The following is a 26,477-nucleotide window of genomic DNA, read 5'->3' as shown; positions in this document are numbered from 1 at the left end:
GTGAATTTAAATTTATTAAAAAATATCAATTCATTAGAACCTAAAAATATTGAATTAAATATTAAAAAAGAAGGAACCTCTATAAATAATGAAGATAGCTTTAAAAGCATTTTAGAAAAAGGAAAAGAAGCTAGCAAAAAAATAGAAAAAAAAGATTCTTTTGATGAAAATAACGTAAATGAATTAAATAAAAAAACTTTCGAAAAAGAAGAGGATATCTTTTTAGATAATAAAGTAATTTTGGATTCTTTAGAAAAAATTAAAGATAGTGATTTAAAAGAAGATGTTATTAGTATTTTAAGTTTGTACTCATTAATCCAAACATTAGTAAAAGATTTTAAAGAGTTAGAAAGTGGAAGTGAAAACTTAACTGATTTTAATTTAAAATTAGAGAATATAAACTTCAATTTAGATTTATTAAAAAGAGAAGTGGAAAAAATAAAAACATCTAATTTTTTAGATAATAATTTAATAAAAAACAATGAAAAAATAGATTTTAAATTTTTAGAAGAATTAAAAGAAAAATTATCAAAAGAAGAATTTTCAAATATAGAAAATATTACTTTAAAACTAGATATAGATTTTAAAGAGTTAAAAGAAAATATTTTTGAAAGTTTATTAAAAGGATTAATAAATATAAAGAATTACGATATAAAAGATGAGAATTTAATAAAGATATATGAAAAAGATAATTTTAAAAATATTTTATTAAATATTGATAATAATATGAAAAAAGATGAAAAGCATATATCTTTAAAAGATGTAATTAAAGGATTAGATTATCTAAATAATTTAAGTGATAAAAAAGAGGGTATTGAGAATTTAGGAGAAATTAAATCAAATTTTAACGAAGAAAAACCTTTAGATATAAAAATAAAAGGGAAAGAAGAAGGCTTAGTATCAGAAAAGAATGAAGATGATATATTAGCTTCAATATTAGATAAAAATGAAAATAAAAGTTTATTTAATAGGAGGCTAGAGGTTTTAAATAAAGCTACAAAAGGAAATGAACCTGTAGTTATTAGAAAAAGTAATATAAATACTGATTTAATAAAGAGCATAAAATATATGAATATTAATGGTGTTAAAGAACTTACCGTAAAAGTTTATCCAAGAGATTTAGGAGAAATAATAATAAATATATCTAAAGATGAAGAGGTTTTAAAGGCAACTTTAAAAGCTAATTCAAAAGATACATTTAATTTAATTTCTCAAAACTCAAGTGAAATAAAAAAGCTATTAGTAGAAAATGGATTAAAAATATCAAATGTAGATATAAGTCTTTATGAAGATACTACTTTTTATAATGAAAATGAATTTAATAAAAATAGTAGAGAAAATAAAGAAGATAGTAATTTTAATTATGAAAATGAAGACTTAGACTTAGAAGAAATAAAAGAAAATGAAGAAGATATACTTTTAAATACATTAGCTTAGGGGGAAGTAAAATATGCCAAGTGATATTAGTATAAAAAATAATTTAAGTTATGATGGTGCACGTGCGACAGAGAGAGGAACTAAAATTATTAAACCAGGAGATAATATGGATAAAAATGCGTTCCTTAATATATTAGCTGCAGAACTTGCAAATCAGGACCCAACACAAGATATAGACTCAACACAATATGTATCTCAAATGGCCCAATTTTCAGCTATGGAACAAATGACAAATTTAAATGAAACTATGACAAAATATACTGCTCAACAATTAGTTGGAAAAGGAGTAACTGTTAATGTTGTGGATTCAAATGGTAATCCATATACAGGAGTAGTAAAAGGAGTTAATTCAACAAGTTCGGGAACAGTTATTTCATTAGAAGTAAATGAATATGGGAAAAACAGTTATAAAGATTTTAAAATAGAGGATGTTGTAACGGTGTTAGATGTTCCAGATTATTCTCTTCCTTCTATAAATAATATGAACGGAAATATGTCATTTTTAGTTGCTTCTTCATTTATAGGAAAAAATGTTGAGCTAAGTGAACAAGATGAGCAGAAAAATAATTTAAAAGGAATAGTTAAAGGTGTTTTTAAAGATGATGGAGTTGTAAAAGTAAGAGTAGAACTTGAGTCAGGAGAAATAAAAGAATATACCTACGATAAGATAATTAAAGTTGGAGATTTTGAAGATATAAATAAGCCTGAAAATAATTAAAAATAAATAAAAAAGGCGTGAGAATTTATGGGGTATAGAATGATTAATGGAGTTGCACATAGAGTATTAGATATAGGGTGCAATAATATTAATCAAAAGAAAAAAGAAGTAAGTAGAAATACAAGTTTTAATGAAGCTCTAAAAAATGAAATAGAAAAAATAAATTATACTATTTCAAAGCATGCGGAAATTAGGTTAAAAGAAATAAATTTTAATAAACAAGATATGAAAAATATAGAAAAAGGATTTAAACTTGCTGAAGAAAAAGGATCAAAAAACTCACTAATGATATATAAAGATTTGGCCTTAATTACAAGTATAAAAAATAGAACAGTAATTACAGCTATATCTAGGGAAAGAGCGAAAGAAAATATATATACAAATATAGATAGCGTAGTAGTTTTATAGGCTGGACCTAGATAAAGGAGGCCTATCCTGTGGAATGACGGAAACAGGAAAAGTTATAGAATTTAGGGGGAAAAGACATGTTAAGATCAATGTATTCAGGAATTAGTGGTATGAAAGTAAATCAAGTTAAGCTTGATGTAATTGGTAATAATATATCAAATGTTGGAACTACAGCTTTTAAATCTTCAAGAGCAAGATTTTCAGATATGCTTAGACAAAATGTTTCAGAAGCTATGTCACCTTCAGCAAATCAAGGGGGAAAAAATGCTTCACAAGTAGGACTTGGAGTTCAACTTGCTAGTATAGACACAGTAATGACACAAGGAATGATGCAACCAACAGGAAGAAATTTAGATGTTGCTATAGATGGAGATGGGTTCTTTATGGTAAGTAAAGGACCAGAAGTTTTTAATGGAAGTCTAAATGTTAATCATGGAGCAGGAGCACATACATTAACACCTACTGGAAATTCACAAAATGACATTATGTATTCAAGAGATGGATCATTTATTTTAGATAGAGAGGGAAATCTTTTAACAGGAGATGGATTTAGAGTAATGGGATACTCTTTAACTAATGATGATAATGGTATGCAAGCTACATCACAAAGACCACAGCCTATATCAGCAGCTGGATTAGATGTAAGATTTGGACCAGGTTCTCAACTTAATGAATATAAAGTAGTGTTAGGAGAAGTAGGACCAGGAACTGTAACTTCTTGTGAAGTAGATAAAGAAAATAAAAGACTTATAGTAAGTGGAGATTTTTCAAGTCCGGGATCAGTTAGTACAGATCAAATTCAACTTGCTATGAATAAAGGAGTTACAGCAGCAGGAATATCTCAAGAAGTATTTGTGTCAGGAAAACCTATGACTATTTCAAATCTTAGTACAGATAAAATAATAGGAGGATCAGATTCAACATCTCCAAGTAGCTTAAGTTTTTCAGGATGTACTGTTAAGTTTACAGAAGGAAGTTCATTAAATGGATATGTTTTTGAACTTCAACATACAGTTGAACCTTTAAAAAATGAAAATGGAGTAGATGTTGATATAAAAGCTAGTATTGATGAAAATAATAAAAAAATAATAGTACAAGCTAATCTTGTTGAGCAAGAAAAAATCTCAGGAAAAGATCTTCAAGATATAATAAATTCTGAATTAGAAAAAGTAGGAATAGATCAAGAAGTAATAATGGCAGGATCTATTACACCTCTTAAAGGAATAAAAGGAGAAGCAAAAGGTGGAGTTAATGCTGTAGCTCCTAATACTACTATAAAAGGTGATGGAACAGTTGATCCACCATTAAAATTGACACTTGGAAAATCAAGCTATTTTAATGGATATAAAATTTCATATGAAGTATCAGATACAATGAGCAAAAATGTAGAAGTTACGGCAGGTCCTAAAAATTTAAAAATAAAAGTCAAAGAAGGAGCTACTACAAGTGAAGTTAATTCTGAATTAAAAAAAGAATTAAAGAAAGCATTAGGTGATAGTTTTGATGAAAGCCTTTTAACTATAGAAGTTACAGGAACTAATATAACAAATCCTAATAATGATACATTTAAACATATAGAAGTAGATGATAAAGGAGTTAATCCTAAAGCTCCTGGAGTTGTAAATATATGTGGAATTGATATAGAAATGCCTCAAAATTCAAACTACAATGATGTTAAATTTGAAGTTGGAGATATAAATTATTCAGGAACAGATCCAATTGAAGTAAAGCTTGGATCAACAGGAAAAATAGAAAAAATAATTATAAACGGTAATTTCTTAGATCTAATGGGTGTATCAGCTAGAAGTTTAGAAGAAAAGCTTAATGGGGCAATAAAAAATGCATTAAAGCTTGATGATGATGGAATGAAAGAATATAAAATAAAATTATCAGGTACAGGAAAAATAAATGATCAAATGATGTCAAATGCTATTGAAGGTGGAGAAGAATTAAAATCACCTGGAAAAGTAAATTTATTTGGAATGGAAGTTACTTTAGGACCAGGAGGTTCTCTAAATAATTATACAATACAAATAGGAAAAATAACTGCTGGAACAAAAACAGAAGCAACAATTGATTCTAAAAATAAAACTATAGTAATAAATGCAGATTTAGTAACTAATGGAGCTACAACAGGAACTTCAATTCAAAATGCATTAAATAAAGCATTGAGAGATTCAGGAATAAATCAAGGGATAACTATTTCAGGAAATCCTGGAGTAATAAGTGGGACAGAATCAGATATTGTTTTAGGTGGTACACCAGTACAAAGTTTAGGAGAAGATGGAGTATTAAATTTTGTTAATGGAGCAGGAGAACTTAAAGCATATGATTCTGAACTTAAAACCTTAAAAATTCCAGATAAAGTAAGAATGCCAGGTTCTAATCAAGAGCTTAGAGTTAAAACTTATTCTATAGATAAAAATGGAATAATAACAGGAGTTTTAGAAGATGGTAGAGTTGCAGCTCTTGGACAAATTGCTATGGCAAGTTTTAAAAATCCAGAAGGATTAACTAGTATGGGAGGAAATCTTTATTCAGGTTCTGTAAACTCTGGTGAAGCTATTATAAAAAGTGGAGTTGGAACTTTAGGTGAGGATAATAGTAAAGGATATGGAGATAATATTCAAGGAATGCTTGAAATGTCTAATGTAGACTTGGCAGAACAATTTACAGATATGATAGTAACTACTAGAGCATTCCAAGCAAGTGGAAAAATGATAACTACTGGAGATGAAGTACTTCAAGATATTATAAATTTAAAAAGATAATTTATATAAAATTTAGTTAGAGAAAGTTTTCTTTCTCTAACTTTAAATAGGTTAAAAGGGAGAAATTTTATGATTGATGTAACAGGAATGAATAATAAAGAATTTATATTAAATGCAGACCATATAGAGAAAATAGAGGAAGTCCCTGAAACAATAATAACCTTAACTAATGGAAAAAAGTATATTGTCCTAGAGAGTGTAGATGAAGTTGTAGAAGAAGTAATTAAATATAAAAATAGGATAGTTACTTATAGAATTTAGGGGGGAATAATTATGAAAAAGTCAGATGCATTAACAGGTGTTGGGCTGGTCATAGGAATAGGTCTTTTAGCTTGGGCAATGTCAAATGGAAGTAGTTTACTTTTATTTTGGGATATGCCTTCTATAGCAATAACAGTAGGAGGATCATTTTGTGCAATTTTGATAACTATAGATAATGCTGATTTAAAAAGAATGGGTCGTATTTTAGGAGAGGCATTTAAGAGCACAAAATCATCTAAATCTGAAATAATAAATAGATTCTCAGAACTTTCAAAAAGAGCAAGAAGAGAAGGGCTTTTATCTTTAGAAGATGAAATTTCAACTATAGAAGATGAATTTCTAAAAAAAGGACTTCAAATGGTTGTAGATGGTATAGAACCTGAGACTATTTCAGAAATTTTAGAACTAGAGATTTCTGAAATGGAAAACAGACATAAGATAGGAGCTGATATGTTCCAAACATGGGGAGCTTTTGCACCAGCATTTGGGATGATAGGAACTCTTATAGGACTTATTCAAATGCTTCAAAATTTAACTGATTCAACAACTATAGCATCAGGAATGGGAAAAGCTTTAATAACTACTTTTTATGGAACTATACTTGCAAATTTATTTTGTATTCCAATTGCAACAAATTTAAATAAAAAGACAGCTTTAGAAGTATCAACTAGAGAAATGATGGTAGAAGGAATTCTTTCAATACAATCAGGAGTAAATCCAAGAATTGTTGAAGAAAAACTTATAACATATCTTACTCCAAGTGAAAAACTAGAATTTTTAAAAAGTAATATGGAAAGTAGCGAAGGAGTTGTTTAAAAATGCCTAGAAAAAGGAAGAAGACAGATAATGGAGGAATGAGAGGCGATGAATGGCTTAATACTTATTCAGACTGTATAACGTTACTTCTTACTTTTTTTATACTTCTTTACTCAATGTCTACAGTAGATGAAGCCAAGCTTCGTCAATTATCTAAGGCATTTAATGAAATTATGGTAGGTAAAGTAGGAGATTCAGTACTTAAATATAATCTTTATAATGGAGAAGTACCAGTAATAGGTGGAGAAGAAGAAGGAGAATTAGAAGGAGATGTAATAGTCCCATCATCACATTCTATGTATGACGAAATAAAAAGATTTTCTGTAGCGAATAATTTAGATGAAGTAGTAGAAATTACTGAAGATGAAAGAGGGATAATATTACAACTTAAAGATAGTATTCTTTTTGAATCAGGTAAATCTAATTTAAAAAGTGATAGTAAAGAAATATTAAATAAGTTATCAAAATTAATAAAAGAAATGCCTAATTCAATTGTTATAGAAGGACATACTGATAATGTTCCAATAAATACATCAGAATATAAAAATAACTGGGAATTATCAACTGCAAGAGCATTATCAGTTGTTGAGTATTTTATAAGTGATAAAGGATTGAATCCATCTAGATTTAGTGCTTCAGGGTATGGAGAATATAAGCCTCTTGTTTCTAATACAACAATAGAAAATAAATCTAAAAACAGAAGAGTAAATATACTAATAGTAGCAGAAGGTAAGGAGAGGTAATATGGGTGATAAAAAAGTTGATAAAGGCAAAAAAGGAAAAAATTTATTTATAATAATTTTGGCTCTAGCAATATTAGGAGTTACAAGTTTTGGAGGCATTTATTTTTGGATGAAATCAAAAGATCAAAATGTAGATAAGCCTGTTATTCAAGCTTATCAAGATTTAGGAGAAATAATGGTTAATCTTGATAATGACAAAAGAAGCAGATATGTAAAAGTAAATCTTAGTTTAGGATATGATTCAAAAAATAAAGAAGCAGTAAAAATTTTAGAAAATAATGTAGTAGTTTTAAGAGACTCAGCTATATTTTATTTTAAATCAAAAAAATCAGAAGATTTTAAAGCTGGAAATGAGGAGAATTTAAAAGCAGGTTTAAGAGAAAGCTTAAATAAATCATTAGAAGAACCTGTAGTTTTAGATGTTTACATGAACGATATTATAGTACAGTAAGGAAGAAAAATTATGGAATTAGGATTAATGTTCTTAAAATTAGTAATTTCATTAGGTGTGGTACTTTTACTGATGTTTTTAACCTTTAAATTTGCAAATAATGGAGTTAAAAAAGTCAGTAGTGATAAATATATAAAAGTTATAGATAGAACACAAATAGGAAAAGATATTTCTCTTTTAATAGTTAAAGTGGGCGAAGAGGGATGGATAATGAGTACATCAAATGGAAATACAGAAAAACTTAAAGAATTAACAAAAGAAGAAATATTAGAAATTGAAAAAAAGAAAAAACAAAAAGAAGAGGATTTAAAAGAATTTTATAAAGTTATTGAAGATAAAATGATGTGTAGAATAAGTACTATAGCTAAAAAAATTAAGGCGAAGGAAGAAAAAAATGGGTAAGAGAAAAAAGATTTTATTTATAGCACTCTTAACAATTTTAATAGGAAGTGTTTTTATACCAGATATAATAGCTAGTGCTGTACCAGATTCAGTTAATGTACCAGATGTTAATATTTCTTTTGGTCAGAAAGGAAGTCCAAAGGAATATGTTCAAAATATAAAAATATTTATATTTTTCACAATGCTTGCGATATTACCTTCTTTAATAATAATGGTAACATCTTTTACAAGAATTGCAGTAGTATTTTCATTTTTAAAAACAGCAATGGGGGCTCAACAATCTATACCAAGTCAAATATTAGTTGGACTAGCTTTATTTCTAACAATATTTATAATGAGACCGATTTATGCGGAAATAAATGATAAGGCATTAAATCCATATAGTGAACAAAAAATAACACAGGAACAAGCTATAGAAAGAGGAACAAAACCTCTAAAAGATTTTATGCTAAAGCAAACTAGACAAAAAGATTTAGAGTTATTTATAGAGAGCTCAAATTTAGATAAAGAAAAAATAACTAAAGAAAATATTCCATTAACAGTTATCATACCAGCTTTTGCTATTAGTGAACTTAAAACAGCTTTCCAAATAGGATTTTTAATATTTTTACCTTTCTTAATAATAGATATGGTAGTTGCTAGTGTATTAATGTCTATGGGAATGTTTATGTTGCCTCCAGTAATGGTTTCAATTCCATTTAAATTATTACTTTTTGTAATGGTTGATGGATGGTATCTAATGGTAAGGTCTTTAATACTAAGTTTTGGATAAAAGGAGAGTAAAATATGACTGAAAATTTTGTAATAGGAATAGTTTCAGATGCTATAAAAACAGCATTTAAAATAGCAGGACCAATATTAATTGTTGCTATGGTTGTTGGACTTTTAATAAGTATACTTCAAGCAACTACTCAAATACAGGAACAAACATTAACTTTTGTTCCAAAGCTTTTAGCAGTAGCTGCTGTTGGATTATTTTTAGGAAGTTTTATGCTTCATACTATGATGGGATTTACAGAAAGAATTTTTGAAATGATTATAAAGATTTCAACCTAAGGTGGGAATATGGTAAATACATTATATTTTCTAGGATTAACATTAGTTTTTATAAGAATAACAGCTTTATTTTTAAGCTTTAGTATTTTATTTCCAAAAGGAACACCACAAATATTAAAAGGGATGCTTGGAATAATAATAGCATTTTGCATAATAGATGGAATAGATTATTCTAATATACAAAGTATAAACGGAAATTTTTCACTTTGGTTTGCAGTTGTAAGTGAAATAATAACTGGAGTTATAATAGGATTTTTAATAAATGCAATATTTTTATTCTTTAAGATGGCAGGGGCATTTATAGATATGCAAGGTGGACTTTCAATGGTTTCAATGTTAGATCCTGCAACAAATATAAATGCAACATTAATATCAAACTTAATTTATATGATATCTATAGCAATATTTTTTATTATAGATGGACATCACCTTTTATTAAAGCTCTTAATAGAAAGTTTTAGGATAGTTCCATTAGGAGAAACTATAGTTTATGGTGAAACAATAATGGAAGTAATGAGGACTTTAACAGAATTATTTTTTGTTGGAGTAAAAATAGCATTACCATTTTTAATAATAATTTTTATAACAGATATTTGTTTAGCTCTTGTTTCTAGAGCAGTTCCAGCTATAAATGTAATGATATTAGGAATGCCAGTAAAAATAACAGTTGCATTAATAACTTTTATTATTGCACTTCCAATTACAATAAAAATAATAATAGGATCAATACATAATATTCCTAATATTTTTGAAAATATATTTAAATTACTTATTGCTGTACCAATTGTGGTTATAGGAAGTGAAGAAAAAACAGAGGAAGCAACTCCAAAAAAGAAAAGTGAAGCAAGAAAAAAAGGTCAAATTGCTAGAAGTAAAGATATAGGACTTGCAGTTGGTATTCTTATAAGTACACTTTTAATAGCAGGAATAAGTGGAATGATAGCAGGAAATTTAAAAAATATACTTTTTTATTTTTTAACTGAAGGAATGTTAAAAGAAATAAGTTTAATGACTATTAATGGAATTGTAGTTGATGTTACTATAAAAGTCTTAATTTGTGTACTTCCTGTTGCTATACCTATGATGATTGGAGGAATAGTTGCAAGTATTGGACAAACTGGTTTTATATTAACTGGAGAATCTTTAAAAATGCAGTTTAATAAATTAAATCCTATAAATGGGTTTAAAAATATGTTTTCTAAAAGAAGTGCTGTTGATTTGGTAAAAAATTTAATAGTTGTATCAGTAGTAATTTTCATTGGATATAACTATATAGTAGATAATTATGATTCTTTATTACAAATATCTAATTTACGTATAGATAGTATTGGAAATGAAATTAAAAATTTAGTAATAGGTATTTTTCTTCAAATAACTCTTATCTTAATTGTTCTTGCAGGAATAGATTATTTTATACAGTTTAGATTTCATAAAAAAGATTTAAAGATGACTAAGCAAGAAATAAAAGAAGAATTTAAGCAAATGGAAGGAGATCCTCAATTAAAAGGTAAAATAAAGCAAAAACAAAGAGAGATGGCAACTAGAAGAATGATGCAAGCTGTTGGAGATGCAACAGTTGTAATTACAAATCCAACTCATATTGCAATAGCTTTAAAATATGATGAAAATAGTGGAAATGCTCCCATAGTAATAGGAAAAGGAGCAGACCATATAGCACTAAAGATTAAAGAAATAGCAAGAGAAAATAATGTTCCTATAATGGAAGATAAAGAGCTTGCAAGGCTTATGTATGAAACTATAGATATAGATAGGGAAATTCCAATTGAATTATATAATGCTGTTGCAGAGATACTTGCTATGGTGTACAAGCTTAGGAATAAATAAGATTGAGAAAAGGATGGGGTATTATGACACCGTTAAATAAGAAACTTAGTTTAAAAAATAATATGGATGTCATGGTTGCATTTGGAGTTATAGGAATAGTTTTAATGATAATTATTCCTCTTCCAAAGGGAATTCTAGATGTACTTTTAGCATTAAATATAACAATGTCAGTAGTTATTATAATGATTACTATGTTTACAACACACGTATTACAATTATCAATATTTCCAACACTTCTTTTAGTTACTACTCTTTTTAGATTAGGATTAAATATTTCTTCAACAAGACTTATATTAAGTGAAGCAGATGCAGGAAGTATAATTGAGGCTTTTGGAGAATTTGTTATTGGAGGAAATTATGTAGTTGGAATAATTATTTTCCTTATTATAATTGTTATTCAATTTGTTGTTATTACAAATGGGGCAGGAAGAGTTTCAGAAGTATCTGCAAGATTTACACTTGATGCTATGCCTGGAAAACAAATGAGTATTGATGCTGACTTAAACTCAGGACTTATAGATGAGGAAACTGCTAAAAAAAGAAGACAAGATCTTCAATCAGAAGCAGATTTTTATGGAGCTATGGATGGAGCATCTAAATTCGTAAAAGGAGATGCAATAGCAGGAATAATAATAACTGTTATAAATATACTTGCAGGAATTGTAATTGGAGTTATTCAAAGAGATTTAGCAGTAGGAGATGCAGCTGTACTTTATACAAGACTAACTGTAGGAGATGGACTAGTAAGTCAAGTTCCAGCATTACTTATTTCAACAGCTTCAGGTATTCTTGTAACTAGATCAGGAAATTCTGATAATTTTGGTCAAACTATAAGTAAACAACTTACAGCTTTTCCAGTTGCTCTTGGAATAGCAAGCTTTGTAATGTTTTCATTAGCAATAGTTCCAGATATGCCAGCAGCACCTTTTCTTTTAGCTTCAGCATCAACAGGAGCAGCTTGTTATCTTTTATATAAAGAAGAGCGAAAGAGAAATGAAATTGATATGATTCAAGAAGAAGAAGATTATGAAGAAATTCAAAATACAGAACCAGAAAATGTAATGAATTTAATTTCTGTAGAACCTATGGAAGTAGAAATTGGATATGGACTTATTCCTCTTGCTGATGAAAGTACTGGAGGAGATTTACTTCAGAGAATTGCTTCTGTAAGAAGGCAATGTGCAATAGAAATGGGAATAGTTGTTCAACCAATAAGAATTAGAGATAATCTTCAGCTAAAAACAAATGAATATGAAATAAAAATAAGAGGAACAGTAGTTTCTAAATCAGAACTTATGCCAAATATGCTTCTTTCTATGGATCCAACAGGGGAATGTTCTGAAATATCAGGAATAAAAACAATAGAACCAACATTTGGACTTCCAGCAGTTTGGATAAATACAGATCAAAGAGAAGAAGCAGAAATAAAAGGACTTACAGTAGTTGATCCTATAACAGTTATAGTAACTCATTTAACAGAAACTATAAAATCACATTCATTTGAACTTTTAGGAAGGCAAGAAGTAAAACTTATAGTTGATAATACTAGAGAAAAATATAGTGCAGTAGTAGAAGAATTGATACCAGACCTTTTAACTATTGGAGAGCTTCAAAAAGTTTTACAAAATCTTTTAAGAGAAAAAGTTCCTATAAAAGATATGGTAACAATTATGGAATCTCTAGCAGATAATTCAAGAAGTACAAAGGATATTGAAGTATTAACTGAGTATGTAAGATTTTCTCTTTCAAGAACTATATGCAATCAACTTATAGATGATGAAAGAAAAATTATAGTGGTAACTTTAAATCCAGAAATAGAAGAATTTATTTCAAATAATATACAAAAATCAATTCAAGGATCATTTCCGGCAATTGATCCAGATACAACTACAAGGATATTTAATGGAGTACGTAACACTGTAGATTCGGTTTATTTTAATAATAATCAACCGATAATACTTGTTTCACCAAATATTAGACCAGCTTTTAGAAAACTTATAGAAATGGTTTTTCCACATATAATAGTACTTTCATTAAATGAAATTCCAAATGATGTAGAAATAAGAACAGAAGGGGTTGTAAATATATAGATGGTTATAAAAAAATATATTGTTTCTAATATGAATGAAGCTCTAACAATGATAAGAAGTGAACTTGGAAAAAATGCAGTTATAATAACGCAAAGAAAAGTTAGAAAAGAAGGAGTTTTAGGAATATTTAAACCTAAACTAATAGAAGTTACAGCAGCAGTAGAAAATTCTAAAATAGTTAAGAATACTAATTTAGATGAAAAACAAGATATGGAGAATTCAATAAATAGCATAAAAAAATTAATGGAAGAAAAATTATCAAATAAATCAATTGAGGATAAAAAATTAAATAACACAATAGATAATAATAAAGTAATAGAAAATATTAATGAATCAAATAATAAAGAAGTAGTTAAATTAAGACATGAAATTTCAGATATAAAAGAAATTCTAAATAAAACATTAATAAAAACAGAAAAAATAGATTATTTACATGAATTATTAAAAGAGTTAGATATATATGAGCAGTTTTATGATGAATTTAAAGAGAAAATAAAAAATATAAATGATAAAGAAGAAGTAAGAAATTCTTTAAGAGAAATAATAGACAAAGAAATAATTATAGATACTGAAGAATTAAAAGGGAAGATTGTTTTAGTAGGGCCAACAGGAGTTGGAAAAACTACTACAATAGCAAAGCTTGCAGGAAAATTAGCTCTGAAAGAAGGAAAAAAAGTTGGTTTAATAACTGTAGATACATATAGAATATGAGCAGTTGATCAACTTAAAACTTATGCAGAAATAATGGATATAGATTTTAAAGTTGTATTAAATAATAAAGAAATGGTAGAAGCTGTACAAGCTATGAAAGATTTAGATGTTATTTTAATAGATTCTACAGGGAGAAGTAGTAAAAATATAATGCAAATAAAAGAGCTTAAAAATCTTATAGGAAAAGCTGAAGTAGATAGCACATATCTTGTTATTAGTGGAACTACAAAAAATAAAGATTTAAAAAATATAATAGAAGGCTACAAGGGATTAGAATACAACAAAATAATTATAACTAAATTAGATGAAACAACTTCTTATGGGAATATCTATAATTTACAGAAATTAAGTGGAAAACCAATAAGATATTTAACAGTTGGACAAAATGTTCCTGATGACATAATAGATGCAAAAAAAGAAAAAGTATTAGATCTTTTATTTTTGGAGGAAGGCATATGATTATGGATCAAGCTGAAAAATTACGTAATTTAGCGAAACAGAAAGAAAATGAAACGAGAATAATAACAGTAGCATCAGGAAAAGGTGGAGTTGGAAAAAGTAATTTTGTTGTAAATTTAGCAATAGCATTAAAGAGAAAAGGTAAAGAAGTTTTAATTTTTGATGCTGATATGGGAATGGGAAATGATGATATTTTAATGGGAATTTACTCTAAATACAATTTATTTGATGTTATAAAAGGTAAATCTATAGAAGAAGTTTTAGAAGAAGGAACTGAAGGAATAAAGCTTTTATCAGGTGGATCAAGAATAAATAGTATGCATGAAATAGATGATAGAGAAAGAAAAATCTTTTTGGAAAAGTTAAGTTCATTAGATAAATTTAATTATATTTTAATTGATGTTGGAGCAGGTATTAATAAAACTTCATTAGAATTTATTTCTTCAGCAGAAGAACTCATAATTATAACGACTTCTGAGCCTACTGCATTAACTGATGCATATTCACTTTTAAAAGTAACAGAACACTTCAATGTAAAAACTAAAATAAAGATGGTAGTTAACAGGACACTTACTGATAAAGAAGGACTAGTTACCTATAGTAAATTTAAAGCTGTAGTAAATAAGTTTTTATCTATGAATTTAGAGTATTTAGGGTGTATACCAGAAGATAGAAAATTAGTTGAAAGTGTAAGATTACAAACTCCGGTTTTAACCAACTATAAGAATAGTAAAGCTTCTATTAGTATAGAGCATATTTGTGAGAGAATTTTAAATAATAAAAATATTTATAGAGAAAAAAAGGAAAATATATTTTCTAGGATTTTTAATATTTTTTCTTAGAGGAGAGAATTATGGTTAATGACAAAATAAAACTTAATACAATAATAGAAATTGAAGAAGATAATAAGAAATATCAATGTAGAGTTTTAGATGAAAATGAAGACACTATAAGTATAGATATTCCAGTATCTGGGCATGAATATTTATTTTTAAGTAAAAATCAAAAAATAGATATTTTATATTTAGTAGAAAATGAATGCTATTATAGTGGATTATGTACAGTAATTAAGAGATATAAAAACAATATAAATATGTACATGCTAACTAGACCAATTAACTTAAAAAGAATTCAAAGAAGAAATTTTGTTAGAGCAAAAACTTTGGAATCTATAAAATATAAATTAAATTCAGAAGATGCTAAATGGAAAGATGGAATAATGTTAGATTTAAGTGGTGGAGGAATGAAAGTCTACTTAAAAGATGATATTAATATTGGGGAAAAGATTCAATTAGAAATTGAAGAAAATAGAGAGAAAATTTCAGTATTAGGTGAAGTAGTTAGGGTAGAACAAACAGAAAAAATATATGGTGTAGAGTTTAAAAATATTGATGAGCGTAAAAGGGATAAACTTGTAAAAAGGGTATTTACAATAATCGTAAAGGAAAGAAAGAGAGTTTAAAAAGAGGTGAAAGAATATGGCAACCTTAGAATCTATAGATGTAAAGAAACATATAGTAGAGGAATATATACCACTTGTAAAGTATATAGCTTCGAGAGTTTCTATAGGGAGAAATAAAACAATTGAATATGATGATTTAGTTGGGTATGGAATGATTGGTCTTATGGATGCTATTAATAGATATGATGAAACAAAAGGAATGAAATTTTCGTCTTATGCTTCTATAAGAATAAAAGGTTCTATGATTGATGAATTAAGAAAACATAGACCAATTTCTAAGGGCGCTATGGATAAATTAAAAACATATAATGAAGGAATAGAATTTCTTCAAAATAAATTACTTAGAGAACCTACAACAGAAGAAATAAGTAAATATTTAAATATAAGCATTCAAGAGATTTTACAAATTGAAGGATATATAAACATAATGGCAGTAGTATCATTAGATAATCTTATACTTGGAGATGAAGATGAAATGGCTGTTATGAATACGATAGAAGATAAAAATTGTAAAACACCAGAAGAGGAATATTTAAATGATGAATTAGAAGAAATTTTGAAAGAGTCCATAGATGAGCTAAAAGAAAAAGATAAAATAATTTTAAATCTCTATTATTATGAAGAACTTACTTTAAAAGAAATAGGAAAAATTTTAAATATTTCCGAATCTAGAGTGTGTCAAATTCATAGTAGAGCATTAAGAAATTTAAAGAGTACGATTAAAAATAAATTTGATATAAAGGTTTAAAAAGGTATTTAATAAATGACAATAATCTTTTTATGTATAGGAATAGCACTTATAGCTTTAAATATAAATAAATTAAAAGATGATAAAAAAAATAATTTTTTATCGGTTATAAATGAAAAAGAAAAAGATTTTTCTGATATAAATTTGGATATAGCTAAAATAAGAAAAAATATGGGTGAAAGTTTAACAGATTTACAATTAGAAATACAAGAGTTAAGAGATCAAGTTTCTTATTTGAAGTTTAAAATAAATGAGTTAGAAAAAAATAAAAATATAGAAGAATTGACAAATATAAGATATAATAAAATTGAAAAAAAGGAAAAAAATGAAATAAAAGAAGAGTTAGAAGATAGTGTAATAAATGAAATAAATTTTGAAAATAAATCTAAAAAAGATAAAATAAAAAAACTTATAGAAGATGGGTTAACAGATGAAGAAATATGTACAAGCTTAGATATTTGTAAGGGGGAAGTTTTATTAATAAGAGGTTTATTAAATTAGTAGAGAAACTTAGTTTTTTTAGTGATAGAAAAGTATTATTAGGTATTGGTATTGGAATAATAATAGGAGTTTTAGTTGGAGTTTTTAATGAAAATAATTCAAATATTAAAGAAATGAAAATAGAAGAAAAAGCAAGAGCACTTGGAATGCATTATGAATCTGAATGTAAAGTGTTTTTTAAAGGGGATGAGAAAAAATGATAAGAAGTCTTTATACATCTGTTTCAGGATTAATTTCTCTTGAAAATAAACAAGCAGTTATATCTAATAATATGGCAAATGCAAATACAAATGGTTTTAAGAGTGAAGAGTTATCATTTAAAAGTTTTAAAGATGTTATGATACAAAATAAAGATAAAATAGTTGGTGGACAAAATGTACAAAATAAATTAGGAAAATTATCTTTAGGGGTGGCTATGGATAATGTAAATACAGTATTTACTCAAGGAAATTTTAAAGAAACAAGTAAAGCCGGAGATTTTGCCATAGATGGAAGAGGATTTTTTGTTGTACAAAGAGGGAGTGAAAGATTGTTTACTAGAGATGGTAACTTTAGAGTTGATAATGATGGGTTTTTAATAACAACTACAGGAGATAATGTTTTAGGAGTTAATAGAAATACAGGAAATTTAGAACCAATATTTGTTGGTAATTCTAAATTTGTTTTACATTCAGATAGGAGTTTAGATATAGGTGGAAGAAAAACTCATAATTTAGCAACAGCAGATTTTAGAGATTATTCAACTTTAGATAAAATTGGAGATAATTATTATAAAGGAAAAAATCCTATATATAATGCAAATGTAACTGTTTATCAAGGATTTATTGAAACTTCAAATGTAAATATAACAAATGAAATGGTTAATATGCTAACTACTATGAGAAATTTTGAAACAAACCAAAAATTTGTTTCAATGATAGATGAATCTTTAGGAAAAGCAGCAAGTGAAATTGGGGCTATAAGATAGGAGGGAGTTTAATTTGATAAGAACCCTTTATACAAGCAAAAGTGGAATGAATGCAAATCAAAATAAATTAGATGTAATTTCAAATAATTTAGCAAATTCAAATACAATAGGATATAAGAAAGTAGATGTTGGTTTTAAAGATTTATTAAATGAATCTTTAAATAGAAAAGGATATCCTATTAATAACAAGAATGCTAATATGGGAACTGGAGTTAAAACTTCAGAATGGTATAGAGATAATGGCCAAGGAAATTTATTAGAGACTTTAAGAGGAACAGATTTGTCAATAGATGGACAAGGTTTCTTTAAAATTATTGCTAAAGATGGATCTAGTGCATATACAAGAGATGGTAGCTTTTCAATTGATGGAAATGGAAGACTTGTAGATGGAAGAGGAAATAAAGTTTATTTAGAATATATAAATGGTAGAAATGAAGTAAATACTAAATTTACTACAAATAATTTCTTAATAGATAAAGAAGGAAGTGTTTTCTTAAAAGAAGAAGGAAAGTTTAATAAAGTTGCTGAAATTCCAACATACATTGCAATAGGTGATGAATCTTTTAAATCTATAGGAGAAAATTTATATTTACCAGTGGATTCAGCTAATGTTTATAGAACTAGAGATTGTGATATTTATCAAGGAGTTTTAGAAGGATCTAATGTAGATATTGCACAAGAATTTACAGATATGATAGTAACACAAAGAGCATTTCAATTGAGTTCAAAAAGCTTAACTACAGCAGATGAAATGTGGGGAATGATTAATAATATGCGTGGAAGATAAAAAAAAGAGATAGAAATTTTTCTATCTCTTATTATTATTATTAATTAGTTTCCCATTGCTGTATTAGTTAATGGTGGAACTACTTGTTTCTTTCTTGAAAGAACTCCAGGTAAGAAAGCAGTTGAAGCTTCAAGCTTAACATTAAATGCTTTTTCAACTAAATCAGATCTTTCCCCAGCTACTAAGATTTGTGAACCTTCATTTAATACATCAGTTAATAATAACACTACTGTATGGAATCCATTATCTTGAGCTTTTTTATTCATGTAATTTAGCATTTCTTCTTTTAAAGGCATGAATCCATCAATATCCATAGTATTAACTTGAGCAATACCAACTTTTATATCACCCATTGAGAAAGGTTTAAAGTCTTGGTTGAATATTTGCTCAACAGTTTTACCTTTTAAAGATGTTCCTGCTTTAAGAAGAGCAGTACCAAAATCTTCTATATTTACACCAGCTATATCAGCAAGTTTTTGGCATATGTGCTTGTCTTGTGGTGTACAAGTTGGGCTCTTAAATAATAAAGTATCTGAAATAATAGCCCCACATAAAAGACCAGCAACTTCTCTTGAAGGTCTGATACCATTTTCAAAGAAGCATTTAGCAACTATTGAAGATGTACTTCCAATTGGTTCATTTCTAAAATAAATTGGATTATTTGTTTGGATATCAGCAACTCTATGGTGGTCAATTATTTCAAGAACTTCTGCTTCTTCAAGTCCATCTACAGATTGACCTCTTTCATTATGGTCAACTTGAATAACTTTCTTTTTGAAGTTTGAAATTAAATGATATCTTGAAATTGTACCAATAACTCTTCCATCTGGATCAGTTACAGGATAGCTGCTGTATCTTGTTTCAAGCATAGATTCTTTAACTTCTTCAACTAAGTCATCAGTAGTAAATGAAACTAAATTTTCTTTAGCCATTACAAATCCTACTGGAATACTTTGTATTATAAGTCTTGAAGCTGTAAATGAATCATGAGGAGTTGAAATAACAGTAACTCCTTTAGCTTTAGCTTTTTCAACTAATTCATTTGATAAAGCATTTGACCCTGTGATAATCATTAATGATACACCAACGTTTATAAGATTTTCTTGAACGTCTGGTCTATCTCCAACAATTGCAATATCTTCAGCATCTATATGTTCTTTCATTGAATTAGGTTGCATTGCAGCAACACAAATTTTACCTTTGAAGATTTTATTTTCTTCATTTATAGTTATAGCTTTAGCTGAAAGTGTATCAATTATATTTTCTATTGAAGTACAGCTTTTAGCTAATATTTGATTATCCCAAATATCCATATATGAAGAAGTTAAGTTTGAAAGAGATAAAACCCCTACTAAATGTTCATTTCCATCAGCTACTGGAATTGATTTGATATTTTTATCTTTCATTATATTCCAAGCCATTTTTAATGAAATTTCTGGTGATACAGGGCTTATATTATCAATTTTTAAATCTTCAACTTTAAGTTTAACTGTATCTAATAATTGAGGTGCATTTACCCCAAAATAATCTAATATAAATTGAGTTTCTGGATTAACATTTCCTAATCTAACTGGAATGGCTGGAACATCGCCAATTCTATTTTTTAAGTCTGCATATGAGTAAGCAGCACAAATTGAATCAGAATCAGGATTTTTGTGACCAGTTACGTAAATTACGTTTCTCATCTATTTTCCTCCTTAAAATATAAAATTTCTACTCTAATTGTAAAACCTTAATCGAAATTTGTAAAGAAAAGATGTAGAGAAAGTCTTCATAAGTTTTCTTCTTTTAAATATACATATAGTAGAGGGTAGAAAAAGGAGGAGAGTAAAGTGGTAGGAGAGAAAAATTCTATGGTAGGATTATCTACATCAGAAGCCCAAAAAAGACTAAAAAAGTTTGGTCTAAATCAACTATCAGAAAAAAGAAAAGCATCTTTAATAAAAGTATTTTTATCTCAATTTAATGATTTTATGGTTTGGGTGCTTATAGGAGCAACAGTAATTTCAGGACTTATGGGAGATGTTGCAGATGCAATAACTATACTTATTATAGTTTTAGTAAATGCAATTTTAGGATTTGTTCAAGAATTTAAAACAGAAAAATCTTTAGAGGCACTAAAAGATTTAGCAGCCCCTACTTGTAAAGTTTATAGAGATGGAAAAATAAAAGTTATTCAATCAGCTGAATTAACTATAGGTGATGTAGTTATTTTAGAAGCAGGAGATAGAGTCCCAGCTGATGGAGAATTTTATGAGTGTTCAGGAATAGTTGTTGATGAATCTCTTTTAACTGGTGAATCTGTTGGAGTAAACAAAGAAGATAAAAAAGGAAAAAATTTAGGATATATGGGTACTAATATTCTGAAAGGAAAATCTTTGTTTAAAGTTATATCAGTAGGAATGAACACTGAAATGGGAAAAATAGCAAATCTTCTTCAAAATATTGATGAGGATAAATCACCATTAAAGATAAAATTAGAATCTTTAGGAAAAATATTAGTTATTCTTTGCTTAATAATATGTGCGGTAGTAACAATTTTAGGTATATTTAGAGGAAATGAAATAGGCGAAATGTTTTTACTTGGAGTTTCTCTTGCTGTAGCAGCTATACCAGAAGGGCTTGCAGCTATAGTTACAGTTGCATTAGCTCTTGGAGTTTCAAGAATGCTTAAGAAAAATGCCCTTGTAAGAAAACTTCCAGCTGTTGAAACTTTAGGTTGTACTTCTGTAATATGTTCAGATAAGACAGGAACATTAACTCAAAATAAAATGACTGTAAAAGAAACATATTTAAATGGAAAAATATTTGAAATAGAAAAAGAAGACATAAGTAAAATTAAAGGAATAGAAAAGTTAAGAAAGGTTCTTGTTTATTGTAATGATTGTACAATAGATAGTAAAAATAAAAAAATTGAAAGTGCTCTTCATGGAGATCCTACTGAAACAGCACTTATAAGAATGTTTTTTAAAGATTCTAATGAAGCAATTTCTTTCAATAATAAAGTAAAAAGAGTTTATGAAATACCTTTTGATTCTACAAGAAAAATGATGTCTGTAATAGTTAAAGAAGGAGATAAAGAAACTTGTTATGTAAAAGGAGCTCCAGAGAGAGTTCTTCAAAAATGTAAATATATATTTGAAGATGGAAGAGTAAAGGAGTTAACTCATCAAAAGAAACAAAGTATAGAAAAATCTCTTGATGTTATGTCTTCTAGAGCTCTTAGATGTTTAGCAGGAGCTTATAGAGAAGATGGGATTAGAAGAGATGAAAAAGTAGAAGAAAATTTAATTTTTGTTGGTTTTGTAGGTAGTATTGATCCACCAAGAAAAGAAGCAAGAGATTCAGTTATAAAATGTAAACTTGCTGGAATAACACCAGTTATGATAACAGGTGACCATAAAAATACAGCACTTGCTATAGCTAAATCATTAAATATATGTAAAAGTGATGATCAAGTTTTAGAAGGAAGTGACATAGAAAAATTAACAGAAAAGGAACTTAGAGATAAAGTAAAAAATGTAAGAGTTTTTGCGAGAGTTTCTCCAAATCATAAACTTAGAATAGTAAAAGCTTTTAAAAGTCGTGGAAATATAGTTGCTATGACTGGAGATGGAGTAAATGATGCACCGGCAATAAAAGAAGCTGATATAGGAATTTCTATGGGGATTTCAGGAACAGATGTAACAAAAGAGGCTTCTTCTATGATTCTTATGGATGATAATTTTAGTACAATAGTTGATGCAGTAGAAGAGGGTAGAAATATTTATGATAATATAAGAAAATTTATAAGATATCTTCTATCTTGTAACTTAGGAGAAGTTTTAACTATGTTTTTAGCTTCACTTTTTACACTTCCAAATCCAATGACACCTATACAAATACTTTTTGTAAATCTTGCTACAGATGGATTACCAGCAATAGCACTTGGAGTTGATCCAGCTGATAATGATATAATGAGACAAAATCCAAGAGATAAAAAAGAAGGTATATTTGCAAGAGGATTAACAGAAAAAATATTAGTTAGAGGAAGTCTTATAGGAGTATGTACTTTGCTTTCATTTATGGTTGGAAGATATTTTAGAATGAATTTAGATACATGTAGAACAATAGCACTTTCAACACTTGTAATGTCTCAGCTTTTCCATGTATTTGAATGTCGTTCAGAAAGACATTCTATATTTGAAATAAAATTATTTACTAATCCATATCTTGTAGGAGCAGTTTTAGTATCTATATTAATGCTTTGCTCTATATTATACATTCCATTTTTACAAGGAATATTCCATACAGTACCACTTATGTTCAAACATTGGACAATAGTATTAGTATTCTCAGGTACAATAGCACTTATAAATAGTGTATATTTGCTTATAAAGAAGTAAAATAAAAACTTCACCTATAAATTTAGGTGAAGTTTTTTTATTTAATAATTATATTTAGGTTTATATTTTTTTATTAAATAAAATGATAAAGCTAAAGTTAAAATTTCAGCAAAAGGAACTATAAGCCAAACACCATTTAAATCAAAAAGGTTTGGTAAGAAAGCAGCACCAATTAATATAAATGCAAAAGCTCTTGAAAATGAAATAATAGAAGAAATTATTCCACTACCGAATGAAGTAAAAAGTCCAGAGGCAAATACGTTAAATCCCATTACTAAAAACGATAAAGAGAATATTAAAAGTCCAGTTAAAGCAATAGAAAAAACTTCATTATCACTAGAAACAAATATCCCTATAAGATTTTTAGAAAATACTATTGAAAGTATAAATATTAAAACTGACGATAAGGCTAAGAATTTAATTGAATGTTTAAAAGTTTCTTTTAATTTAGGATAATTTTGTGCTCCAAAATTATAGCTAAATAAAGGTGAAATTCCAGTAGCAAACCCAAGATAAGTTGATACAAGGAAAAATTGTGCATAAAGTACTATAGTTAATGCAGCAACACCAGTTTCACCAGCATATTTAAGTGCTAAAAGATTAAATAAAAATGTAGTTATTCCAGTAGATAATTCTGTAACCATTTGTGATGATCCATTTAACATAGCTTCATATAATCTTTTAAAGTCAAATTTAAATTTTTTAAATTTAAGAGTAGATTTTTTAGATAAAAAATAACCAATTCCACATAGAGTTGAAAAAAGTACTCCAAGGCCAGTAGCTAAAGCTGCACCCGATATACCAAAACCTAGAATTTTTATAAAAACATAATCTAAAATAATATTTATAACTCCACCGATTATAGAAAGAAATAAACTAAAAGAAAAATTACCATCAGATCTTATATAAAATTCTAAAATAGTCTTAAAAATAAATATAGGTGTAAAAATACAAATTATAGAACCATAAGGTATGCAATAAGATATAAGATTATTTGTAGCTCCTAAAGAATAAGATAAATCTTCTATAAAAATAAAGCTTAAAGCACCAAAAATTACACCGAGTAAAACTGGGAAGAAAGTAAAAAGAGACATTGATTCACTTGCTTCTTTTAAATTTTCTTCTCCAAGAAATTTAGAAATTATAGCACCGCCACCAGTACCAAACATAATTGATATACCCCAAATAAAACTTGTAAGTGGAAGAATTATATTTATACTAGCTAAAGCATCAGCCCCAACTAAGTTTGAGACAAAAATTCCATCAATTATTGTATATAAAGATAAAAATACCATTGATGCTATAGCGGGCAGTACGAATTTTAAAAATTGAAAAAAATTAAATTTTTTCGAAAAAGTAGTTTCCATTTGAAATATCCCCTAACATTTGTTATTCTTATAGCAATTATAAAGTGTATAGTAGATATACAGTCAAGAGGAAAAGGAGAACTTTTATGAGAAAAAAATATTTAAGTATAAGTGAATTTGGGAAAATATGCAATGTAAATAGAAAAACATTAATATATTATCATAATGCAGGTGTATTTTCTCCAGAGAAAATAGGGGAAAATGGATATAGATATTACAATATAAATCAATATGAAACTTTTAATATATTAAAAGCATTTAGAGAGTTAGGTGTTTCAATAGATGAAATAAAAGAATATTTAAGAGACAGAAATCCAAAAGAATATTTAAATATTTTAGATAAAGAAAAAGAAAGAGTCATAGAAAAATTAAAAATATTAGATGATATAAAGCAAAAGATAGAATCTAAAATTGAAATAACTGAAAAAGGTATTGAAGAGGAAAAAAATAATGAGCCATATTTAAAAGAATTTGAAGAAGAAGAGCTTTATATAAAGAATGTAAAAAATAGCGAAGATATGGAAGAGTTCATACAATTTATAAATTATTGTTCTGAAAAAAATATAGATAGAGGTTATTCTATAGGTACTACATTAGATGTTGAAGAATTGGAAAATGAAGATTTCTTAAACATAGACAAAATGTACTTAAAAACAGATAAAGGAAATTATAAAAAAGAAAAAGGAATATATGCTTGTATAAATCATAAAGGACCATATGAAGAGACAGGAAGGTCTTATAAAAAGCTTTTAGATTTTATAAAAAAGAATAACTATACAATAGATAGTTGTAGCTATGAAGATAGTTTATTAGATTTTTTTGCTGTTAAAGATGAACAGGATTATTTAACTAGAATTTCTATAAAAATAAAATAACTTAAAAATATAAAAGGTTGCCTAAAAGGCAGCCTTTTATTTATTAAAAAATTCTATAAATTTATTCTTATCTTCCACAGATTCAAAGCTATTTTTGTGTATAAATAAAGCGGAATCATTTAATGATAATAAATTTCCTTTTTCTTCTATTTGAGAGTAAGTATAAATATGAATTTTTTGAATACTAATATCTTGTCCTTTTTTAGATTCTACAAAATATATATAGTCACCTTTTATATAAGTTCTATATTTAGTTTGTATATAAGGTGTTTTCTTTAATTTTGGACAATTAAAAAAATATTTTTCACTTCTTAATTTTTTTATCAATAGTAAAAAATAAATAGTAAATATTAAAAAGACAACAAAATATAAAATTACACAAAATATTAGAGTGGAGTCTATGTAATAATTTTTTAATAGGTCTAAAATTAAACATATAACAATAAAGAAATAAATAGCGATTGAAATTATAATTCTAGTGATATGAAGATGAAAATATATTTTATGAGGTAGATACATTTGTAAAGTTGCAACATATTCAGGATTATTTAAATCAAAACTTAAGTTAGCTTTAGAGTTATCTATAGAATCATTTAAAAAATCTATAAAATGTCTTAATGATTCTTCAGTATCAAACAAACGAGTAGGAATATATATTTTATTTAAAACTATATAATCATCTTTTATTTTCACTTTTTTTATTGAGTTTAAGAATATTTGTGTAGTTGAAATTTTAGAAGATAGTATTACGGAATCAGAATTAATTATTAATTTTTTATCAAATATATCAGCATTAGAAAAGTTGGTATATTTTTTGCTTTTATAATTACTTTTATTTGAAATTATTTTTCTTATTTTTTCTAAATTAATATAAATGCTAATAATAGTAAATATAATAAGTGTTAAAAGAAAAGAATAATTTAAATTAATATCAATTAGTTTAGTAGAAATTATAAGTAATAATAATAAAAAGGTTGACTGAATACAAGTAATTAATTTAATAGGTTTAATAATATCAAGCTCTTGGAATTTACAAATATCCCTAAATTCTTCTTTAGTTAATGTATAATTCAGATTCATATAAATACCCCCTTTACAAAAAATTGAATTTAATTAAATTTTAGCATAAAAATGAAATAAAATGAACAAATAATGAATTAATTATTAAATTGATATTAAGGATATATGAAAAATATTATATTAGAATTAAAAGGGAT

General features: G+C 26.9%; 24 protein-coding genes and 2 pseudogenes. 23 read left to right on the top strand and 3 right to left on the bottom strand.

The annotated features are described in order from the left end of the window. From fliK to HMPREF1092_RS07175, 21 genes and pseudogenes are all read left to right on the top strand, one after another. Entirely contained in the window at positions 1-1,437 is a 1,437-nt protein-coding gene (gene fliK, locus HMPREF1092_RS07270; RefSeq protein ID WP_002598001.1) for a flagellar hook-length control protein FliK, read from the top strand. A 13-nt stretch (positions 1,438-1,450) separates the two neighbouring features. Continuing rightward, positions 1,451-2,155, top strand: coding sequence for a flagellar hook assembly protein FlgD (locus tag HMPREF1092_RS07265; protein ID WP_002598000.1), 705 nt, complete (start codon positions 1,451-1,453; stop codon positions 2,153-2,155). 27 nt (positions 2,156-2,182) lie between these two features. Continuing rightward, a complete protein-coding gene (locus tag HMPREF1092_RS07260; RefSeq protein WP_002597999.1) occupies positions 2,183-2,563 on the top strand; it encodes a TIGR02530 family flagellar biosynthesis protein in 381 nt (126 codons plus the stop codon). A 77-nt stretch (positions 2,564-2,640) separates the two neighbouring features. Then, a pseudogene (locus HMPREF1092_RS17745) lies at positions 2,641-3,139 on the top strand (flagellar hook-basal body complex protein); the annotation flags it as partial. Then, positions 3,121-5,334: a flagellar hook-basal body complex protein gene (locus tag HMPREF1092_RS07255; protein ID WP_423219193.1), complete on the top strand. Its 2,214-nt coding sequence runs from the start codon at positions 3,121-3,123 to the stop codon at positions 5,332-5,334. The pseudogene HMPREF1092_RS17745 and the gene HMPREF1092_RS07255, both read left to right, overlap by 19 nt. A 69-nt stretch (positions 5,335-5,403) precedes the next feature. Then, a complete protein-coding gene (locus tag HMPREF1092_RS07250) occupies positions 5,404-5,595 on the top strand; it encodes a flagellar FlbD family protein (RefSeq protein WP_002597997.1) in 192 nt (63 codons plus the stop codon). Between the two features lie 12 nt (positions 5,596-5,607). Continuing rightward, positions 5,608-6,411 carry a motility protein A gene (locus HMPREF1092_RS07245; RefSeq protein ID WP_002597996.1) on the top strand — a complete coding sequence of 268 codons (804 nt, stop codon included), beginning with the start codon at positions 5,608-5,610 and terminating at the stop codon, positions 6,409-6,411. 2 nt (positions 6,412-6,413) lie between these two features. Further along, positions 6,414-7,154, top strand: coding sequence for an OmpA family protein (locus HMPREF1092_RS07240; RefSeq protein WP_002597995.1), 741 nt, complete (start codon positions 6,414-6,416; stop codon positions 7,152-7,154). 1 nt (position 7,155) lies between these two features. Next, entirely contained in the window at positions 7,156-7,605 is a 450-nt protein-coding gene (locus HMPREF1092_RS07235) for a flagellar basal body-associated FliL family protein (RefSeq protein ID WP_002597994.1), read from the top strand. Between the two features lie 12 nt (positions 7,606-7,617). After that, entirely contained in the window at positions 7,618-8,007 is a 390-nt protein-coding gene (locus HMPREF1092_RS07230; protein ID WP_002597993.1) for a flagellar biosynthetic protein FliO, read from the top strand. Beyond that, positions 8,000-8,779: a flagellar type III secretion system pore protein FliP gene (gene fliP / locus HMPREF1092_RS07225; protein ID WP_002597992.1), complete on the top strand. Its 780-nt coding sequence runs from the start codon at positions 8,000-8,002 to the stop codon at positions 8,777-8,779. The genes HMPREF1092_RS07230 and fliP overlap by 8 nt, the downstream gene beginning before the upstream one ends. A 14-nt stretch (positions 8,780-8,793) precedes the next feature. Then, positions 8,794-9,063, top strand: a complete 270-nt coding sequence (fliQ, locus tag HMPREF1092_RS07220; RefSeq protein WP_002597991.1) for a flagellar biosynthesis protein FliQ — start codon at positions 8,794-8,796, stop codon at positions 9,061-9,063. A gap of 9 nt (positions 9,064-9,072) precedes the next feature. After that, the gene (locus tag HMPREF1092_RS07215) at positions 9,073-10,908 is read left to right on the top strand and encodes a fused FliR family export protein/FlhB family type III secretion system protein (protein WP_002597990.1); all 1,836 of its coding nucleotides are present in this window, start codon (positions 9,073-9,075) and stop codon (positions 10,906-10,908) included. A gap of 23 nt (positions 10,909-10,931) precedes the next feature. Further along, the gene (flhA, locus tag HMPREF1092_RS07210; protein WP_002597989.1) at positions 10,932-12,998 is read left to right on the top strand and encodes a flagellar biosynthesis protein FlhA; all 2,067 of its coding nucleotides are present in this window, start codon (positions 10,932-10,934) and stop codon (positions 12,996-12,998) included. Beyond that, a pseudogene (gene flhF, locus HMPREF1092_RS07205) lies at positions 12,999-14,168 on the top strand (flagellar biosynthesis GTPase FlhF). Then, positions 14,168-15,010, top strand: a complete 843-nt coding sequence (locus tag HMPREF1092_RS07200; RefSeq protein ID WP_040414061.1) for a MinD/ParA family protein — start codon at positions 14,168-14,170, stop codon at positions 15,008-15,010. Before flhF ends, HMPREF1092_RS07200 begins: the two are co-directional and overlap by 1 nt. A gap of 11 nt (positions 15,011-15,021) precedes the next feature. Further along, complete coding sequence (locus HMPREF1092_RS07195; RefSeq protein ID WP_002597985.1) at positions 15,022-15,630, top strand: flagellar brake protein; 609 nt, start codon at positions 15,022-15,024, stop codon at positions 15,628-15,630. A gap of 16 nt (positions 15,631-15,646) precedes the next feature. Then, on the top strand, positions 15,647-16,378 hold the full coding sequence (locus HMPREF1092_RS07190; RefSeq protein ID WP_002597984.1) for a FliA/WhiG family RNA polymerase sigma factor: 732 nt from the start codon (positions 15,647-15,649) through the stop codon (positions 16,376-16,378). A 15-nt stretch (positions 16,379-16,393) separates the two neighbouring features. Beyond that, the gene (locus HMPREF1092_RS07185; RefSeq protein WP_002597983.1) at positions 16,394-16,879 is read left to right on the top strand and encodes a hypothetical protein; all 486 of its coding nucleotides are present in this window, start codon (positions 16,394-16,396) and stop codon (positions 16,877-16,879) included. Between the two features lie 196 nt (positions 16,880-17,075). Next, positions 17,076-17,846 carry a flagellar hook-basal body complex protein gene (locus HMPREF1092_RS07180; RefSeq protein ID WP_002597982.1) on the top strand — a complete coding sequence of 257 codons (771 nt, stop codon included), beginning with the start codon at positions 17,076-17,078 and terminating at the stop codon, positions 17,844-17,846. A 13-nt stretch (positions 17,847-17,859) separates the two neighbouring features. After that, entirely contained in the window at positions 17,860-18,633 is a 774-nt protein-coding gene (locus tag HMPREF1092_RS07175) for a flagellar hook-basal body complex protein (protein ID WP_002597981.1), read from the top strand. A gap of 44 nt (positions 18,634-18,677) precedes the next feature. Here the strand turns inward: HMPREF1092_RS07175 and HMPREF1092_RS07170 are convergent, their stop codons facing one another. Continuing rightward, positions 18,678-20,318 carry a putative manganese-dependent inorganic diphosphatase gene (locus HMPREF1092_RS07170; protein WP_002597980.1) on the bottom strand — a complete coding sequence of 547 codons (1,641 nt, stop codon included), beginning with the start codon at positions 20,316-20,318 and terminating at the stop codon, positions 18,678-18,680. 168 nt (positions 20,319-20,486) lie between these two features. On the opposite strand from HMPREF1092_RS07170, the gene HMPREF1092_RS07165 reads away from it, so the two are divergent. Next, complete coding sequence (locus HMPREF1092_RS07165; protein WP_144054955.1) at positions 20,487-23,018, top strand: calcium-translocating P-type ATPase, SERCA-type; 2,532 nt, start codon at positions 20,487-20,489, stop codon at positions 23,016-23,018. A 41-nt stretch (positions 23,019-23,059) separates the two neighbouring features. On the opposite strand, the gene HMPREF1092_RS07160 is transcribed toward HMPREF1092_RS07165, so the two are convergent. Beyond that, positions 23,060-24,385 (bottom strand): MATE family efflux transporter, encoded by a 1,326-nt coding sequence (locus tag HMPREF1092_RS07160; RefSeq protein WP_002597978.1) that lies wholly within the window; start codon positions 24,383-24,385, stop codon positions 23,060-23,062. A gap of 86 nt (positions 24,386-24,471) precedes the next feature. On the opposite strand from HMPREF1092_RS07160, the gene HMPREF1092_RS07155 reads away from it, so the two are divergent. After that, a complete protein-coding gene (locus tag HMPREF1092_RS07155; protein WP_002597977.1) occupies positions 24,472-25,260 on the top strand; it encodes a MerR family transcriptional regulator in 789 nt (262 codons plus the stop codon). 36 nt (positions 25,261-25,296) lie between these two features. Here HMPREF1092_RS07155 and HMPREF1092_RS07150 read toward each other — a convergent pair whose 3' ends face one another. Then, positions 25,297-26,340, bottom strand: coding sequence for a hypothetical protein (locus tag HMPREF1092_RS07150; protein WP_002597976.1), 1,044 nt, complete (start codon positions 26,338-26,340; stop codon positions 25,297-25,299). Between the last annotated feature and the right edge of the window lie 137 nt (positions 26,341-26,477).

The sequence above is a fragment of the Clostridium thermobutyricum genome, from assembly GCF_000371465.1.
Lineage (GTDB): Bacteria > Bacillota > Clostridia > Clostridiales > Clostridiaceae > Clostridium > Clostridium thermobutyricum.
This window is presented reverse-complemented; position numbering and strand designations above follow the sequence as displayed.

Bases quoted from the DNA above. Each gene is read 5' to 3' on its own strand.
- HMPREF1092_RS07260 (WP_002597999.1), top strand. From the start codon at position 2,183: ATGGGGTATAGAATGATTAATGGAGTTGCACATAGAGTATTAGATATA.
- HMPREF1092_RS07170 (WP_002597980.1), bottom strand. From the start codon at position 20,318: ATGAGAAACGTAATTTACGTAACTGGTCACAAAAATCCTGATTCTGAT.
- HMPREF1092_RS07245 (WP_002597996.1), top strand. From the start codon at position 5,608: ATGAAAAAGTCAGATGCATTAACAGGTGTTGGGCTGGTCATAGGAATA.
- HMPREF1092_RS07165 (WP_144054955.1), top strand. From the start codon at position 20,487: ATGGTAGGATTATCTACATCAGAAGCCCAAAAAAGACTAAAAAAGTTT.
- fliQ (WP_002597991.1), top strand. From the start codon at position 8,794: ATGACTGAAAATTTTGTAATAGGAATAGTTTCAGATGCTATAAAAACA.
- HMPREF1092_RS07215 (WP_002597990.1), top strand. From the start codon at position 9,073: ATGGTAAATACATTATATTTTCTAGGATTAACATTAGTTTTTATAAGA.
- HMPREF1092_RS07265 (WP_002598000.1), top strand. From the start codon at position 1,451: ATGCCAAGTGATATTAGTATAAAAAATAATTTAAGTTATGATGGTGCA.
- HMPREF1092_RS07250 (WP_002597997.1), top strand. From the start codon at position 5,404: ATGATTGATGTAACAGGAATGAATAATAAAGAATTTATATTAAATGCA.
- HMPREF1092_RS07190 (WP_002597984.1), top strand. From the start codon at position 15,647: ATGGCAACCTTAGAATCTATAGATGTAAAGAAACATATAGTAGAGGAA.
- HMPREF1092_RS07155 (WP_002597977.1), top strand. From the start codon at position 24,472: ATGAGAAAAAAATATTTAAGTATAAGTGAATTTGGGAAAATATGCAAT.
- HMPREF1092_RS07230 (WP_002597993.1), top strand. From the start codon at position 7,618: ATGGAATTAGGATTAATGTTCTTAAAATTAGTAATTTCATTAGGTGTG.
- HMPREF1092_RS07195 (WP_002597985.1), top strand. From the start codon at position 15,022: ATGGTTAATGACAAAATAAAACTTAATACAATAATAGAAATTGAAGAA.
- HMPREF1092_RS07185 (WP_002597983.1), top strand. From the start codon at position 16,394: ATGACAATAATCTTTTTATGTATAGGAATAGCACTTATAGCTTTAAAT.
- HMPREF1092_RS07240 (WP_002597995.1), top strand. From the start codon at position 6,414: ATGCCTAGAAAAAGGAAGAAGACAGATAATGGAGGAATGAGAGGCGAT.
- HMPREF1092_RS07255 (WP_423219193.1), top strand. From the start codon at position 3,121: ATGGGATACTCTTTAACTAATGATGATAATGGTATGCAAGCTACATCA.
- HMPREF1092_RS07160 (WP_002597978.1), bottom strand. From the start codon at position 24,385: ATGGAAACTACTTTTTCGAAAAAATTTAATTTTTTTCAATTTTTAAAA.
- HMPREF1092_RS07235 (WP_002597994.1), top strand. From the start codon at position 7,156: ATGGGTGATAAAAAAGTTGATAAAGGCAAAAAAGGAAAAAATTTATTT.
- fliP (WP_002597992.1), top strand. From the start codon at position 8,000: ATGGGTAAGAGAAAAAAGATTTTATTTATAGCACTCTTAACAATTTTA.
- flhA (WP_002597989.1), top strand. From the start codon at position 10,932: ATGACACCGTTAAATAAGAAACTTAGTTTAAAAAATAATATGGATGTC.
- HMPREF1092_RS07180 (WP_002597982.1), top strand. From the start codon at position 17,076: ATGATAAGAAGTCTTTATACATCTGTTTCAGGATTAATTTCTCTTGAA.
- HMPREF1092_RS07150 (WP_002597976.1), bottom strand. From the start codon at position 26,340: ATGAATCTGAATTATACATTAACTAAAGAAGAATTTAGGGATATTTGT.